This window comes from Cytobacillus depressus (assembly GCF_008923245.1).
Taxonomy (GTDB): Bacteria; Bacillota; Bacilli; order Bacillales; family Cytobacillaceae; genus Cytobacillus; species Cytobacillus depressus.
This window is the reverse complement of sequence record NZ_WBOS01000006.1, coordinates 48,428-64,206: the sequence shown is the minus strand read 5'-3', so window position 1 is coordinate 64,206 and position 15,779 is coordinate 48,428. Positions and strand designations below refer to the sequence as shown.

Sequence of the window (15,779 nt, the reverse complement as noted above, 5' to 3'; positions counted from 1 at the left end):
ATTTACACTTACTGTTTCTATTTTAAAGAACGATCAAAATAATTACTTTTAACTGAATCTAGGAGAATATTGTTCTTGATGGAGAAAGTAATTTTTTCCTTTATCTCTGGATCGATAAAGTTAATGAGCGGTTGTTCGACATCATTAAAATGTTTTAAAGCCCCTAGCACCATTTGATCCCATTCTTTGTAAAAATATAAAAGATCATCAGGCTTAACTATCTTCCTCGTGGTTCCTTTCTCTGGTACGCATTCGAATGGTGTACCAATATTTAAAGTTCCATAATCAGCTGTTAGTTGTTCACCGGGAAGAATATCTCGAATAGCAATTTCGAAATTATAGGCTGTTGCCATACAATTCGCATGAAAACTATGGTTCATATACTTTCCAAGATCCCAGCAGAAAATATATTTTCCCTCTCGATTTCTATAAGAATACTTATTTATAAATTTGCGCCTATGCTTGTCCAATTTTGCTACAAACTCCGGTTCCAGCTTATAATCCAACTCATCCAATACCCATGTGATCGTGCCCTTTGGAATAAATTTCGTCGCAACAACCCCAAAACCTACCTGATCATTAATATAGCGAAGTTTTGTATACGGGAGCAGCAAATTTCATTCCCCCTTCTTATTTTAATACTAATATTCTATTCAGGCGGGACATACTTGTTGAGGAACCCGCTTTAAAATAAAAATAGCAAACATTTAATAACTTCGTTTGTTCATAAACAAACATGTATGTTTAAATGTCATTGACAATGATAATAATCCATATTATTATGGTTGAGATGAATAAACATTATTATAAACCGTTTATAAATAAATAAACTTTCAATGGATGTGTTTGTGTAAATGGAAATATCTGATCTCTTTTGGAATGCCTCTTTAGATGAGCTTAAACGAGGGTATATTCAAGAAAAAGCTTCCTATACATGCCTGTTATGTGGCGAAAAAGTGGAAAAGGGAGTTGTTTATACTTACAATAATGTGCTTTACGAAGCGGAACGGTATATGCGAATTCACATTGAGCGTACCCATCAGTCCGTATTTGAATACTTAATCGGGATGGATAAGAGACTTACGGGTCTTACTGATCATCAAAACCAGCTTCTTCAGCTATTTTTTCAGGGGAAAAGCGATAAAGAAGTTCAGCAGGAAATGGGCATTGGCAGTACTTCAACCATTAGGCACCATCGTTTTGCGTTAAAAGAGAAGGAACGTCAAGCAAAGGTCTTTTTGACAATGATGGAACTTTTGAAAGAAAAGGACGAATATGCGCCAGCCTTTATAGCTCCCCATCAAACAGCGAAAATGGTGGATGAACGATACGATATAATTGAAGAAGAACAAGAAAAAATCTTAACGAAATTCTTTACAGAAGGCCCAAACTTAGTATTAAAAAAATTCCCTCCAAAAGAAAAGCAGCGTCTGATCGTCCTGAGAGAAATTGCAACGCAAATCGAGGGGGAACGAGCCTATGATGAAAAGGCAATTAACCAACTTTTGAAAGCCATTTATGAGGATTATGCCATGATTCGAAGATATTTAATTGAATACGGCTTTTTAGACAGGAAGCCTGACGGAAGCCAATATTGGCTGAAAAAATAATGATAGAAAGCAGGTTATAATCATGGACCGGAAAAAAGAATTAAAACAACAATATAAAGAGATCCCCATTAAAGCTGGAGTCTATCAAATTAAAAACAACAAAAATCAAAAGATTTTTATTAACAGCTCAAGAAATTTCAAAACGTTAAACGGGGAGAAATTCATGCTTGAATCAGGTACCCATATCAATAAAGCGCTTCAGCAAGAATGGAACAAATTTGGGAAAGAGGCATTTACTTTTGATGTTTTAGAAGTTCTCAAAAAGAAAGACGATCCTTATTTCAACGAAAAAGAAGCATTAGCTGAGCTCGTGTCGAAATGGTTAGATCAACTTCAGCCGTATGAAGAACAAGGGTATAATGTGAGAAAGGCTCGTTAAATCTTATAAAGTTTTTTTATACCCTACTTAGGACGCACTTCTTAAATACGAAGGCGTCTTTTTTGTTTATTATTCAATATGAGTTTCCAAAAAAAGTGATTTTTCATTTTAACATAGTAAGGATTTATTAATCTGAAGAGTATCTTGGAACTAAACTGCAAATATTATACAGGAAGCGATCAATCACACCTGAATTAATAATGGAGGTTTAATCATGGAAACAACAAGCTATAAAGGCACAAATAAAATGATTACCGGGATTGTATTCGGAGTTATTTCGTTTTGGCTATTTGCTCAGTCAGTGGTCAATGTGGTTCCGGCTGTTCAAAAAGATTTAGGTATTTCCCTTGGCACATTAAATATTGCCATCAGTTTAAGTGCATTATTCTCAGGGTTGTTCATCGTTGCTGCTGGAGGATTAGGAGACAAAATTGGTCGAAAAAAAATGACCTATATCGGGTTAATTCTAAGTGTTGTCGGCTCTCTGTGCCTTGTGGTAACACAGGGAGCTGTTTTACTGATCATCGGTCGTGTCCTTCAAGGACTATCAGCCGCATGTATTATGCCTGCAACAATCGCTCTCATGAAAGCTTATTTTGAAGGCGCTGAACGTCAACGTGCTCTAAGTTTCTGGTCTATCGGATCTTGGGGTGGCTCTGGAGCTGCTTCCTTTGCAGGTGGTGCAATCGCAACATATATGGGCTGGAGATGGATTTTCATTTTTTCTATTATATTCTCTTTACTTGGAATGTGGCTGATTAAAGATACGCCAGAAAGTAAAGGCGAATCGACAGGTGTATTTAAATTTGATTACTCTGGATTGGTCATTTTTATTATCACTATGCTTGCATTAAACATATTTATCACTTATGGTTCCGCTTTAGGTTGGACAAGTCTAATTACAATCGTTCTTGCAATCGTGGTGATTATTGGAATAATCGTGTTCTATAAAGTTGAAAAAGGTAAAGATATCGCTCTAATTGACTTTTCAATTTTTAAAAACAAACCCTATTCTGGAGCAACTATATCCAATTTCCTGTTAAACGCCATTGCTGGTACGCTTGTCGTAGCAAATACTTATGTTCAAGTAGGCAGAGGCTTTAGTGCCCTTCAATCAGGCATGCTTTCTCTTGGTTATTTAGTAGTTGTACTAGCCATGATTCGCGTCGGTGAGAAAATTTTACAAAAAATTGGCGCAAAAAAGCCAATGGTTTGGGGAGCTCTCATAACGACTATTGGTGTAGCTTTGATGGGTTTCACCTTCTTATCTGATTTCCCATATACAGTAGCCGTTTTCATTGGTTTTGTGCTATTTGGACTTGGACTTGGAATGTATGCGACTCCATCAACGGACACATCTGTCTCTAATGCCCCTTCAGACAAAGTTGGAGCAGCTGCGGGGGTTTACAAAATGGCGAGTTCACTTGGCGGAGCGTTCGGCGTTGCAATATCAGCAACTGTTTATGGGGCCATTTCCGCAGCCGGAAGCATTGCAATGGCTGCAACAGCTGGAATTATCGTAAACGTCATATTCGGTGTTCTCTCCATTCTTTCCATTCTATTTTTAGTTCCTGGAGATGCAGGAAAAACGGGAGCCGAAAAAACAGGAAAACAAGTAAACATCCCAACTCCTGGTCAACGAGAACCAGAGCCTAGTCATTAAGTGAAAGGAGAATGGACAGATGCTGCTGAACGAATTAATGAAGAAATTAGATGATAAAAAAGACCGTATCATTGAGATTCGCCGTTTTCTTCATGAACATCCGGAACTTTCTTTCCAAGAAGAACAAACGGCAAAATATATTGCTGATTTTTATAAAGAAGTCCCAGTAGATTCAGTGGAGACTAATTTCGGAGGACAGCGTGGAATTGTTGTAACCATCAAAGGTTCCAAGCCAGGAAAAACGATTGCCATTCGTGCTGACTTTGACGCCTTGCCAATCAAGGAAGAAACCGGTCTGCCTTTTGCCTCAAAAAATGAAGGCGTTATGCATGCTTGTGGTCATGATGGCCATACAGCCTACATGTTGGTATTAGCTGAGACGTTAGCAGAGTTTAAAGATCAATTAAAAGGTACGATTAGAGTGCTTCATCAACCAGCAGAAGAAGCTCCTCCTGGTGGTGCAATCGGCATGATTAAAGCAGGGGTCCTTGATGGTGTAGATGCAATCATCGGCATACATGTAATGAGCACGATGAAAACAGGTCATATTTATTACAGAAGCGGGAACACACAAACAGGTAGATCCTATTTTAAATTAGTTGTTCAAGGTAAAGGTGGACACGGATCCTCCCCTCACCTAGCAAATGATGCGATTGTCGCAGCATGTTCATTCGTCATGAATCTCCAAACAATCGTTAGCCGCCGTATCAACCCATTTGATACCGCTTCGGTTACCATTGGTAATTTGGATGGAAAAGGGACCTTCAATGTCATCAAAGATGCGGTGACAATTGAAGGTGATGTTCGATCCATGTCTTCTGAGACACGGGAGATCATAGAAAAAGGTGTGCGTGCTTTTGCGGAAGGATTAGAAGCTTCATATGGAGTAAAATCCATTCTTGATTATAAGAATGACTACCCCGTCCTATATAATGATCCTGAAGTAACGGAACATGTGCGTCAAGCTCTGGAACAAGCATCCATCCCAGAAGTAGAGGCTGTTTTGGAAACACCTCCACAGCCACCTTCAGAAGATTTTGCTTACTATCTTGAAAAAGTACCAGGATGCTTCTTCTATGTAGGTGCTATTCCTGATACAGGTGAAGCCTATCCACATCATCATCCTAAATTTAATATTAATGAAAAAAGCCTTATCATTAGTGCCAAAGCGATGGCTACTGTTGTGGCATCTTACTGTGATGGGAGCGAAGCTTAAAAGCATTCCTTCTGAATAATGCAGTAAGAGCCTTTAGACCATATTTTTAAGGAGCGCGATTATATAGCAACATACATATAAAATGGTTGATTTTGTTGTTCGACAATCGCGCCCTATAATTGAACAACTAAGTTAGTTAAAATATATTTCTTAACAATATTCATTTTGGATTAACACATCTTTTGCTGTTTCGTTTTCTTGTTTTACATTAGCTCATGTCAATTCCACCATTAACAGGAATATAAGCACCATTTATATGCCCGTTCCAGTTAGCTACCAAACTTAAAATAGCTCCAGCGATATCTTCGGGCTCTGCTAAACGTTGTAATGGTGTTAAGTTTCTAAGCATCTCATGCGTTTCTGCAGGTTGATCCTTTGTTGCATCCGTTATAACTAAACCAGGAGAAATAACATTGGTTACAATATTTTTGGGTCCCAGTTCTTGTGCTAAATATTTAGCAAATGTTGTAATAGCTGCTTTGGCTGTGCCATGAGCAATGAATCCATGTGATGGAGTTCGAGATAGAGTACTGGATATTAAAACAATTTTTCCTCCCCCTTGTTTCTCCATATAGGGAACTACCTCTTGGCACAAATGAAAAGCTGAGCTCATTTCGTTATTTAACTTATAGGAGAACTCCTCCCAACTCATTTCTGTGAAAGGTTTGAATGCAAAGTTAATATTTGCATTATTTATGAGAATATCAACCTTCCCAAATTCACGAATCGTCTCATCAACTAGAGTCTTTACGCCTTCTGTTGTTCTGACATCAGCTTGTACAACCTTCCCTTTCCGACCGATTGTTTCTACCTCTGCAAGAACATTTAAAGCCTCTTTTTCAGAACTATGATAATTAATTACAACATCGGCTCCTGCTTTCGCTAGTAAAACAGCCGTTGCTGCACCAATCCCTCTGCTACTTCCGGTTACTATTGCCACTTTATTCTGTAATGGCTTCATAAATATGACCTCCATCCTATGTAATCAATAATAATCTTAAAATTATAATTAATGTATTCCACGCCTTATAATTTACTGAAGATTATGTACAAATGCCAATAAATTGCTCATTACTTTAAGTACATTACTTCACAACCTTTATTAACATAAAAATGAATTTTACTTTCGAAGTATTATTCAATTATCTGGCCCTTTTCATGAAAAAAGACGCTCTCCTTATTTAAGAAAAGCGCCCGATGGTGGAAGATTGCTATTGAATTAAAGCATCCGTTTACTTAATTACATAACTACACATTTTACATTATTAGTATCTTTTTTTCCATACTCGTTGAAAAGTTACTTTATTACATTCGTTTATTAAAAGAAATACGTCAGGAATACTAAGATTTTTCCAATCATCGAATCTAAAATCCTTGTTAAAAAACATTAAAAGTAATGACATTAAATTTCCATGTGTAACAATAACTGTATTATTATTGTTTCTGCTAAAAGCTTCTTCTACAACCTCAACAATTCGATTCATCGCTTGTGGACTGGACTCTCCGCCTTCATTGGCAATCACCTGGTCTGCCGGATCCGCCGTTAATGATCGGTTCCGGTAACCAGGAGCCGACATACACTTCTCTCCTCTTTCGGGCAGAACGCAGGAAGTCAATGCTAAGGTTTGTTATGACCTTCCATAAATAACTTTTCACATGATGAATCGAATGCAAAGAAACTTGATTCAAATTCAAAAAGCTTCTTACACGATGTCTTCTACATCGGTCACACTTCCCAACATACGAAAAGCAAGCGAAAAAAGAGCCGATTTATAAGAAGAGTAAACTTCGGTCATATCAGCCAAATTGGTCATATCATCATCAGGTGGAAGATGTTCAGGTTCAGAGCCGTCCGGCATTCAAAGCACACCCATTTGTTTGTGAGCATCCTGCATTACACTCTTTTCCATATTTTAATTCAAATTTTGGTCCAATAGAGCTATTCTATCCGTTGAGACGAGGTCGATTCATCTCGTCCCGGTGATCATCTCCCCTTTTTTTGCTTTGCCCAATGCATCCAAACATTGTAACAAAGCTGAGTACTGTTCCTCCTTTCTGTTGGCACGACCGATCGGACTCCCCAGTTTGTTGGGGAAATAAATCGATCGGGGTACTCCCAAAGCATTTGTCGTTTCGGGTAACAGGGTTACTGTGATTGTCGCTATTCCCTGCTTTTCCAATTCTCGTGCGATCAGTCCCACGGACCGATGACAGTGGCTTCAGGCAGGAGTCAGAATGGCCAAATCCACCTTGTCATTCACAAGACTGCGCGCAACTTCCGGTCCTGTTTTTTCAACCAACGGAGAGGGATCATGAATTCCTCCCTGAAAACTGAAGTGACGCGGAGCGATACTTCCTACTTTACCTTCCCGTTGCAAGCGGTGAAGAGTGGCTAAAGGGAACATGATTTCCAAATCAACCTTTACATCGCTATGATCATAAAATAAATGACTGATCACCGTTTCACTTGAGGGTGTATCTGAGGGAATCACACGATAGGAGCAATCCCCCTTGGAATCGTTCAAGTCAAATGGGGGTTGACTTTTCAGGATGATGCCTCCCGTGGTAATGAGAGCCACCCGACTTTCCTCAATCGGCCTTTTTAATGGAGTCCAGGGAACATCTCCACTCCTTTCTCTGCCCAATTTCATACTTTTCATACTGATTCGATCCATTAATTTGGGGTATTTCTCCACCAATTTACCCATCAATTTCGATTGAGCAAGCGTGAATGCTACCCTTCTACCAAAGCCAACCTTGGAAGATGAATGAATATTTGCCATAAAATATGCCTCCTTTTCATTTTCAAGCTGTTTTATCTTTCACACATAGGTACGAAATAGGAGGGGGATTTGTGACATGGCTTTGAGGATTTAATAAAAAAACCTATCATCAGATAGGTTCTATAAATTACAGGTAATACTTTAAATTCAGCTTTTATTTGTTATTCGACGAAACCGGGTGCCAAGTCCCCGATGCAGGAGAATATGTTTCTCTTTCCGATTGCACCATCGTCAGAATCATGTAACATTTGATACCAAAGAATAATGAAATTAGCATCATATGGAGCAGCATGGCGAACATATTCAATTGGGTCAAAACGACCATCTCTCCACTGAGAACGAGTAAAGTAATCAAAATCAAACCATATAAACAATTATATAGTATAAAATTTGTTGCACTTAATGGCTCTTCTACGCAAAAAGCTTTTTCAACAATCTGGCCCTTTTCATGAAGAAAGACGCTTTCCTTATTTCAGAAAAGCGCCCGATTGTTGAAGATTACTATAAAGTCTTATTGAGCAAAAGCCCCTGTTAGTTCGAGAACCGACTGCTAATTTAGCACTCGTCTGGTCCGAATGTTATCTTTCATAACTAACATAGGTTCCAGCGATTAAATCGTGTACTGCCCTTTTATCTTCCCTAAATATCACCATAATAATGCTGGCAATACTGGATAAACCAATTGTTACATACACTAAAATAATCTTCCCTACAACTTCTCTTAAAAACATATTTTTAAATGTTAATTTATCATCATCCGTTCGTTTTACCTTTATTTTAAAAATACGTTTCCCTATTACATAACCACTCCATACCAAGGGTACTGAGGTTAAATATAGAGTGTAAATAACTTGCCAAGTCCAACCCGATGTCCAATTATATGAATATTGTCCTTTTACCCAAAAGAACAACAAAGAAATTGGAATAGTAAGAATGAAAAAGTCAAATAAATCCGCTAATATTCTTACACCAAAGCCTGCTGGTTTTTTATCCATCAAAAGCTCTCCTCTCTCTTCTACATTTTAACATTTCCCCTATTTTTTGTTGGTTTTTTACTCAATACTTGTTCAACAATCTTGCCTATTTAGTTTAAGTATACTTTTTCACGATCTCACAAAAAATTTGGCAGGAATATTCAGTGTTATTCGGAGGTATTATTCAATTATATGGCCCTTTAGTGGAGTAACACGAATGGAGTTTTACAACATCAACAAAAGCAAAAAAGAAAAATCCTGTTTAATTTAATACAGAATTTTGATCAAACTTTATTACAAATTATCAATCTTTTTTATAAACGATCAGACTTTTTTATTAATTATCAAACTTTGTTTTAAATCCACAACAGGCAGCTGGTCTAAAAAAAACAGGCTGTTTTAAAAGCCAGCAAAACCAACTTTTAAAACAGCCCCAGGTCTATTTTACATTAGAAAGAGTAGTGTCCGTTTGAGACGAGCATTTGTCCAGGAGTGGTGCCTGACACCAATAGCATGACACCAATAGACTATTCATGTGTTGCTTTCTCAAGGTGTTACTTTCTCAATCCGGCCTTCTGCGCGGTATTGGAATGGTCGTGGTAGTGATTTTACGAATTCAACTGTGGCATCGAGGTCTACTGGGCCGATTTCCAAGCCGTCTGCAAGAGAGCCGATGCCGTATTTGGTATTGCCGTACATATAGTTGTTGACGACGACGGAATACTCTTTTGCCGGATCAATTTTGCTGCCATCCGGTAAGAAAAGATCTACCACTTTTCCGGTTTTCACAACAGGGTCAAACGTGTAGGTGTATTTGAAACCGGCGATATGGAAGTCGAGACCGCGGTCGGTAATTTGGTTGTTTAAAACCTCTCTTAAATCAGCACCGCTTAGGTTCACTTTATTTAATATGTTCCCGAAAGGCTGGATGGCAAACAAATCGCCGAAAGTGACGTCGCCTGCATTCAGATTTGCACGGACGCCGCCGCCATTCATTAAGGCGAAGTCTGCATTCATCGCAGCTTTCATTCCGTCTGCAATTAAATTACCAAGCCCATTATCGCCATATACTTCAGTTGCGGAAGGATAGTCTTTTTCTAGGGCGATCAAATTGTTGCCCATTACCTTCGCCTTCAATGGGGCTGCTAAATCCTCATACTTTTTTATAATCGCGGAAACGGTCGGGTCCGGCCTGTAGTCGGACTGAAAAACGGTTACGATTTCCGCTTGCTTTTTAACAATATCGCCTGTTACAGGGTTCACTTCAAGGTCGACATCGGAAAAAGCAGAGCCGTAGGAATAGGCTTGGACAATTAGCTTGTTATTAACAATCTTATTATTATAAACATGGTTGTGTCCCGCGAAGATGACATCTACTTCATCATCAATATTTTCAGCAATTCTGGAGGCATCAAACCTATCAGTGTATCCATTTTGAATGGCAGGGTTATGCGCCAGCACTACAATCGCTTTGATGCCTTGAGCTTTTAACTCGTCCGTGTACTTATTTATCGCCGCTACTTCATCGGTAATTAACAGGTTTTCATTCCCTTTTGTGATAATCATTTCAGGAGTTTCCTGTGTAATCACACCGATAAAACCAATTTTAACGCCGCCGACTTCTTTCACCACATAAGGTTGGGTAATTAATTCACCTGTTGATTTGTCAAAAGCATTTGCCGCTACAATCGGAAAGTTCATTCCATCATAGCCCTTTGTTCCTTTTCCTTCTGGATGTTCACCGCCGTTAATCATCCGGCGTAGTTCGTCAATGCCCTTGTCGAATTCATGGTTTCCAAGTGTTCCGACATCAAAGCCCATGGCCTCCATCACTTCCACCGTTGGCTCATCTTGAAAAAGGGCGGAGACGAGCGGGCTTCCGCCGATCATATCCCCGGCGTGAACAAGTAGCGTATTTTCATTGGTCGCTTTCCGCTCTTTAATGGCTGCAGCCGTATATTCCATGCTTCCGGCAGGCCGCCCGTCCACGATTGTAACTGTATCCAGCTGGCCGTGTAAGTCATTTAGGCCAAGAAGCTGAACCTTCACAGGGGCAACACCGAGGTCCAGTTTGAAAATACCAAAACCGTCCTTATCCGTTTTACCGGTGTAGGAAATATTGCTTCCTTCTTTAATATATTTTTCTGCCGCTGGTGAAGAGGTGAATGTGACATTCACATCCCCGACGATAGGGGCAATGGACCAGTTTTGATCAGCTGTAGGCGTGATTTCCTTCATTTCGCTAATATAATCCATTAATATTTGCCGGTTTTCATCGGCAGAATCTACTACCAGCTCGCTGCCTTTCACGCCTGGGAAGTTACCGCCGCCGCCAGCGCGATAGTTATTTGTCACAATGATAAAGTCTTGATCGGGATCAACAGTCTTACCTTGATATGTTAAGTTCACAACTCTGCTGGAATCAGGGTTCACGAGTTTCCCGTCTTTATCATATTTCGCCGGGGCAGTAACATCAATTTGATATTGAACCCCATCAATGACATCAAAGTTATAAACAGGGAATCCTGGATTTAATAATGGTTGTTCTTCCGTCTTCTTAGGGTCGATGGTATTGAACTTGCCAGCGGACATCTCTATCCACTCTTTTACGACCGAGCCTTTCACCTTGATGGCCTTCAATGTATTGTCATATAAATAGAGGTCGCCGGCACTGCGGATTGTGAGTTTGCCAGCCTGGATTTCCGTATATTCAGCCGCACCATTGCGTCCAGCCTTGAACGGAGCACCAACAGAAAGGATCGGCAGGTCCTTGTATTCCGGCTTGCTTTGGGCAATGTATTTTTCAACATACCACTTTTGTGCATTTGTGACGACTTGTATCGAAGGATCATCCTGCACAAGTGCGAAATAACTGTGAATATCATCAGTGGTTGTGCCAATTGGCGTATTCACATATTTTACTGTTGCGGCATGATCCGCTTTCACAGCATCCACGATGGACTGAACCGGTTTTACTTGGATTGGGTCATAAATTTCGCGTGTAGAAGATTGTGAATCCGCTACTGACCATTTGCCCTTTATTTTTACAAGTTCAAGGTCGATGATGCCCAAGGAGCCGCCGCCGTAGCCGGCTTGAACGGCCGGAACACCGTTGATGGTGCCTTTGGCATTATTTATACCTGGAAGCAGCTTGCCGTCTGCCCCTTTAAAAAGATTATCTAGATCCTTCTCAGTTTTTGCCGGGAATAATTTATGAGTATGCGAAAAGGTAATCGCATCAATTCCTGGTACTTCACTTAAGCTGTAAATCACATCTTCCGTGTTGTCTTTATTGCCGCTGAAGCCGGAGTGGGTCAGCGCAATGATGATATCCGCTCCATTTTTACGCATTTCCGGAACGAATTTTTTCGCGGTTTCGACAATATTCTTTGTGATTACTTTCCCTTCTAGATGAGCCTTGTCCCACTCGTTAATTTGCGGTGGTACGAAGCCGATATAGCCAATCTTGATTACATGGTTTTTCCCTTGTTCATCGACAACCTTTTTGTCAAGGATTCGATAAGGGGTAAATTTGTTTTGATCATTATCAGGATTATCGTCGTGGTCATCGATGTAAACGTTCGCATTTACGAACGGGAAGTTAGCATCGTTGTAGGCTTCTTCAAGAAACTCGAGCCCATAGTTAAATTCATGGTTGCCCAGTGTCGCCATATCATAGCCCATTTGGTTCATGGCTTTGAATACAGGGTGGACCTCGCTCTTTTTAAGCGGTTCGATTACTGCTTTGTAAGTCCCAAGCGGCGTACCTTGAATCAGGTCGCCATTATCCACTAATAAGCTGTTCTCTACCTCTGCTCGTGCTGTGTTTACAAGCGCAGCAGTGCTGGCAAGGCCAACTTTTGAATATTCTGCATCCTTGTAATAGTCATAGTTTAATAGATTCGTATGTATATCCGTTGTTTCCATTAAACGGAGCTCCACTAGAGGGGTCGGCGCTCCTTTTGGCTGTGGGCCTTGTGTAGCAGCATTGGCTGATTGTGGTAAAAATCCGGAAGAAACCAACAAAATAGCCGCTAAAGCTGCTGACAATAGTTTCTTTGCACTACGTTTGAATCTATTTTCCAAATCTAATTCACCGTCCTGGTAAAAGTTTTTGAGACTTGCTTTCTCATCATAAAAAAAATCCCACTATTCTGTAAGTGTAGAAAGTTTTAGGTGAAAAGTACCTGTCATCGCTCGAATTTTGTCATATTGTGTAAAAATAGCGTGTTAAAAATAGTAGTAATAGACTGAAAAGGGAGTGGAAATTATGGAAACAAATACAAAGTCTGTTTTCTATAGTTTTTGGTTAAAAAATATTCGATTACAAGTTGGCCATCTACTTGGCCAGTATCAAAACTAATGTTGATTTGGAATAAAGTTTGATTCACTTTCTAATAATTCCTTCTCTTATTCAAGAATATGGCACTTTTCATGAAGAAAGACGCTTTCCTTATTTCAGAAAAGCGCCCTATTCTTGAAGATCGATCTTAGTAAGTGATCCTCGAAATTTAGGAAGAGATCTTCGGTTAAAGCCCCTGTTGAGGAAATTATATAGAGTTTATTGTATTACTCCTGAAAAATTCCCTATCAAGACTGCAACTTTCTACTCTTTATCATTGTACAGTGATGAATTAACTTGCAATTGAATGAAATGTGCCGTACATCTGGATTTTATGTTCTTGTGTACGGCGCATTTCATATGTTACTTTCTTCATTTTTGTTAAGTAAGAAACTCTTAAGTATGGAAAGACCTCTATTCAACTCCTCAGAATTTAGGGCAGACGTTAAGGAAATTCGAATAAATTGGGTGGGTTCCTCTTGCCTAACAAAGAACCTATAAGAATGATAAACACGAATACCCTGAGCAAAAACCTCCTGCTCAAACTGCTGCGGATGATACTTATGCGCAAGTGGAAGCCAACGAAAAAAACTGAGCGGATTTTCATTAGGATTATCAACTTTAAAAAATTTCTGGTATATGAGATTACGTTCTTTCGCAACCTCTTTTTTTTGTGAAATGATTTTATCAGCAACACCCGTATTAATCAACTCAGTTATAACTTCCGCATTTAACGCAGAGGTTTTAACATTAATATTAAAAATTCCACGAGTGATTTTATCGGTAAATTCATTTGCAAAAGCTATAAACCCTACTCTCATACCTGAACTTATGGATTTAGAGATGCCGTGCATGTAAACAAACTGTTCTGGAACATAATGAGATACCGGTAAATAGTCTTGCGGAACTAGGAACGAATAAGTATCATCTTCCATTAGTATAAGTCTGTGCCTCTTAATTACTTCTGCTATATCCTTCCTTCGATTGATATCCATTGTAACTGCGGTAGGATTATTGCAGGAAGGATTCAAATAAATACCTTGTAAATTAGTTTTTCTACATACAAAATCCAACTGATCCGGCAGCATTCCTAATACATCTCCCCCAATAGGGACTAGTTGTATATTCAGCATATTTGCTAGTTCTATAAAATTTGGATAAGTATAGCTATCCACGGCAATTTTATCGCCAGGTTGAAAAAGAGAAATTAAAATCAGCGTAAAAGAATTTTGCACTCCTGAAGTTATAGATATATTTTCCACGTTGACATCCATATTGAAGCGCTGTAACCATTGTTTGGCTGCCATTCTATGATACGGAATTCCCAATGGTTGTCCATAATCCAATAACTTTTCCAGATAATTTTTCTCGGCGATACTCTTAATTGCTTCAGCAACAAATACGTTGAAAAAATCCAGTGGCTTTACAACACTCATTTCGATGAAATTTTTATTTGTCTCGCTGTCTACGATAAAAATAGCCTTTCCTGCATTAGGTGCAACAAAGGTTCCACTACCGGTAACAGCATAAATTAAGTTTTTCATCTCACAAATTTTAAAGGCCCTTGTTATGGTGCTAAGGTTAATATCAAGATAATCTGCAAGTTCTCTTTGTGGAGGAAGTTTTGTATTTGGCTTAAGGTAACCATTAAGAATATCGTATTCTAACAAGCTCGCAATGGAGAGATATAATGGGGAATTGAGACTTTTTTTATCTGGTTTCCATGACATAGGATAGTTGTCAAATGAATTTACAGGCATATTGCTTGAACCTCCTTAAAATTGTCTTGCATACAATTATAGCATTTGAACCATACGATTTCGATGTTACAATCAGTACATATCAAAAACAGGGGTCAGTTATACTTACATGAATGGTTACTGAGATAGCCACTACTAAGAGAGAAAGGAGAAATATTATGGATAACTTACTAACATACATCTCAATCGTTGCAATGATGATTATCATACCTGGAGCAGATACTATGCTACTTGTAAAGAATACGCTTAGCTATGGTCCAAAAGCCGGCCGTTATACGGTTCTAGGAATGGCAATGGGACTTTCGTTTTGGACACTGATTGCGATCCTGGGCTTATCTGTTGTCATTGCAAAGTCCGTCATTCTTTTCAGCACCATCAAATATTTGGGAGCCGCCTACTTGATTTATTTAGGAATCAAAAGTTTTTTTGCGAAAAGCGTGTTTTCTTTAAAAGAAATTCAAGCTCAAGCAAATACACCTACGAATTATTCAAATCGACATAATAAAGATTCCTTTATACAAGCGTTACTCAATAATATTCTTAATCCAAAAACTGTTTTAGTTTATATAACAATCATGCCACAATTTATCAATTTGAACGAAAATGTAAACCAGCAATTGATTGTATTAGCCTTCATCCTCACCTTACTCGCTGTATTGTGGTGTCTATTTCTCGTTTTTACAGTTGATTACGCAAAAAAGTGGTTGAACAACTCAAAATTCCAGAAGGTATTCCAAAAATCAACTGGCTTAATTCTAATAGGTTTTGGCATAAAAACAGGAATTTAAATTCGTTTACTGACACCCCTCATTTGATTTTCTCCGTTCAGAAAATTGAACGGTTTTTTCTGCTTATCATCGTTGTTTTTAACGTTTAACTAACCATCTTTGTTTAATTAACCTGCTTCGTTAATTAGTAACTTAGAGCTTCGTTTCACTTTCTAATAATCCACAATCTGGCACTTTTCATGAAGAAAGACGCTTTCCTTATTTAAGAATAGCGCCCGATTGTTGAAGATCATAAATACAAGTCTTGTTAAACTAACGCACCCT

At 38.8% G+C, this 15,779-nt stretch carries 13 protein-coding genes; 5 read left to right on the top strand and 8 right to left on the bottom strand.

Annotation, left to right across the window (positions count from 1 at the left end; translation table 11 throughout):
* Positions 1–17: 17 nt before the first annotated feature.
* Positions 18–614 (bottom strand): SET domain-containing protein, encoded by a 597-nt coding sequence (locus F7731_RS14665; protein WP_151535530.1) that lies wholly within the window; start codon positions 612–614, stop codon positions 18–20.
* Positions 615–854: 240 nt separating this feature from the next.
* On the opposite strand from F7731_RS14665, the gene F7731_RS14660 reads away from it, so the two are divergent.
* The 4 genes from F7731_RS14660 to F7731_RS14645 all read left to right on the top strand — a co-directional run bounded on the left by F7731_RS14660 (position 855) and on the right by F7731_RS14645 (position 4,868).
* On the top strand, positions 855–1,610 hold the full coding sequence (locus F7731_RS14660; RefSeq protein ID WP_151535529.1) for a DUF2087 domain-containing protein: 756 nt from the start codon (positions 855–857) through the stop codon (positions 1,608–1,610).
* Positions 1,611–1,632: 22 nt separating this feature from the next.
* Positions 1,633–1,989: a GIY-YIG nuclease family protein gene (locus F7731_RS14655; RefSeq protein ID WP_151535528.1), complete on the top strand. Its 357-nt coding sequence runs from the start codon at positions 1,633–1,635 to the stop codon at positions 1,987–1,989.
* A gap of 214 nt (positions 1,990–2,203) precedes the next feature.
* A complete protein-coding gene (locus tag F7731_RS14650) occupies positions 2,204–3,652 on the top strand; it encodes an MFS transporter (RefSeq protein WP_151535527.1) in 1,449 nt (482 codons plus the stop codon).
* A gap of 19 nt (positions 3,653–3,671) precedes the next feature.
* Positions 3,672–4,868: a M20 family metallopeptidase gene (locus tag F7731_RS14645; RefSeq protein WP_151535526.1), complete on the top strand. Its 1,197-nt coding sequence runs from the start codon at positions 3,672–3,674 to the stop codon at positions 4,866–4,868.
* 208 nt (positions 4,869–5,076) lie between these two features.
* Here F7731_RS14645 and F7731_RS14640 read toward each other — a convergent pair whose 3' ends face one another.
* The 7 genes from F7731_RS14640 to F7731_RS14615 all read right to left on the bottom strand — a co-directional run bounded on the left by F7731_RS14640 (position 5,077) and on the right by F7731_RS14615 (position 14,727).
* Positions 5,077–5,829 carry an SDR family NAD(P)-dependent oxidoreductase gene (locus F7731_RS14640; RefSeq protein WP_170289713.1) on the bottom strand — a complete coding sequence of 251 codons (753 nt, stop codon included), beginning with the start codon at positions 5,827–5,829 and terminating at the stop codon, positions 5,077–5,079.
* 304 nt (positions 5,830–6,133) lie between these two features.
* Entirely contained in the window at positions 6,134–6,445 is a 312-nt protein-coding gene (locus F7731_RS14635; RefSeq protein WP_151535524.1) for a histidine phosphatase family protein, read from the bottom strand.
* Positions 6,446–6,571: 126 nt separating this feature from the next.
* Positions 6,572–6,727: a hypothetical protein gene (locus F7731_RS26505; protein ID WP_170289712.1), complete on the bottom strand. Its 156-nt coding sequence runs from the start codon at positions 6,725–6,727 to the stop codon at positions 6,572–6,574.
* Between the two features lie 360 nt (positions 6,728–7,087).
* Positions 7,088–7,651, bottom strand: a complete 564-nt coding sequence (locus F7731_RS14630) for a glycine/sarcosine/betaine reductase selenoprotein B family protein (protein ID WP_151535523.1) — start codon at positions 7,649–7,651, stop codon at positions 7,088–7,090.
* Positions 7,652–8,229: 578 nt separating this feature from the next.
* Positions 8,230–8,646 (bottom strand): RDD family protein, encoded by a 417-nt coding sequence (locus F7731_RS14625; protein WP_246197226.1) that lies wholly within the window; start codon positions 8,644–8,646, stop codon positions 8,230–8,232.
* Positions 8,647–9,171: 525 nt separating this feature from the next.
* A complete protein-coding gene (locus F7731_RS14620) occupies positions 9,172–12,651 on the bottom strand; it encodes a bifunctional 2',3'-cyclic-nucleotide 2'-phosphodiesterase/3'-nucleotidase (RefSeq protein WP_246197225.1) in 3,480 nt (1,159 codons plus the stop codon).
* A 672-nt stretch (positions 12,652–13,323) separates the two neighbouring features.
* Complete coding sequence (locus tag F7731_RS14615) at positions 13,324–14,727, bottom strand: aminotransferase-like domain-containing protein (RefSeq protein WP_151535520.1); 1,404 nt, start codon at positions 14,725–14,727, stop codon at positions 13,324–13,326.
* A gap of 158 nt (positions 14,728–14,885) precedes the next feature.
* Between F7731_RS14615 and F7731_RS14610 the strand changes: the two genes are divergently transcribed.
* The gene (locus tag F7731_RS14610; protein ID WP_151535519.1) at positions 14,886–15,515 is read left to right on the top strand and encodes a homoserine/threonine efflux transporter; all 630 of its coding nucleotides are present in this window, start codon (positions 14,886–14,888) and stop codon (positions 15,513–15,515) included.
* The last annotated feature ends 264 nt before the right edge of the window (positions 15,516–15,779 follow it).

Bases quoted from the DNA above. Each gene is read 5' to 3' on its own strand.
- F7731_RS14660 (WP_151535529.1), top strand. From the start codon at position 855: ATGGAAATATCTGATCTCTTTTGGAATGCCTCTTTAGATGAGCTTAAA.
- F7731_RS14655 (WP_151535528.1), top strand. From the start codon at position 1,633: ATGGACCGGAAAAAAGAATTAAAACAACAATATAAAGAGATCCCCATT.
- F7731_RS14650 (WP_151535527.1), top strand. From the start codon at position 2,204: ATGGAAACAACAAGCTATAAAGGCACAAATAAAATGATTACCGGGATT.
- F7731_RS14645 (WP_151535526.1), top strand. From the start codon at position 3,672: ATGCTGCTGAACGAATTAATGAAGAAATTAGATGATAAAAAAGACCGT.
- F7731_RS14640 (WP_170289713.1), bottom strand. From the start codon at position 5,829: ATGAAGCCATTACAGAATAAAGTGGCAATAGTAACCGGAAGTAGCAGA.
- F7731_RS14635 (WP_151535524.1), bottom strand. From the start codon at position 6,445: ATGTCGGCTCCTGGTTACCGGAACCGATCATTAACGGCGGATCCGGCA.
- F7731_RS26505 (WP_170289712.1), bottom strand. From the start codon at position 6,727: ATGCCGGACGGCTCTGAACCTGAACATCTTCCACCTGATGATGATATG.
- F7731_RS14630 (WP_151535523.1), bottom strand. From the start codon at position 7,651: ATGGCAAATATTCATTCATCTTCCAAGGTTGGCTTTGGTAGAAGGGTA.
- F7731_RS14625 (WP_246197226.1), bottom strand. From the start codon at position 8,646: ATGGATAAAAAACCAGCAGGCTTTGGTGTAAGAATATTAGCGGATTTA.
- F7731_RS14615 (WP_151535520.1), bottom strand. From the start codon at position 14,727: ATGCCTGTAAATTCATTTGACAACTATCCTATGTCATGGAAACCAGAT.
- F7731_RS14610 (WP_151535519.1), top strand. From the start codon at position 14,886: ATGGATAACTTACTAACATACATCTCAATCGTTGCAATGATGATTATC.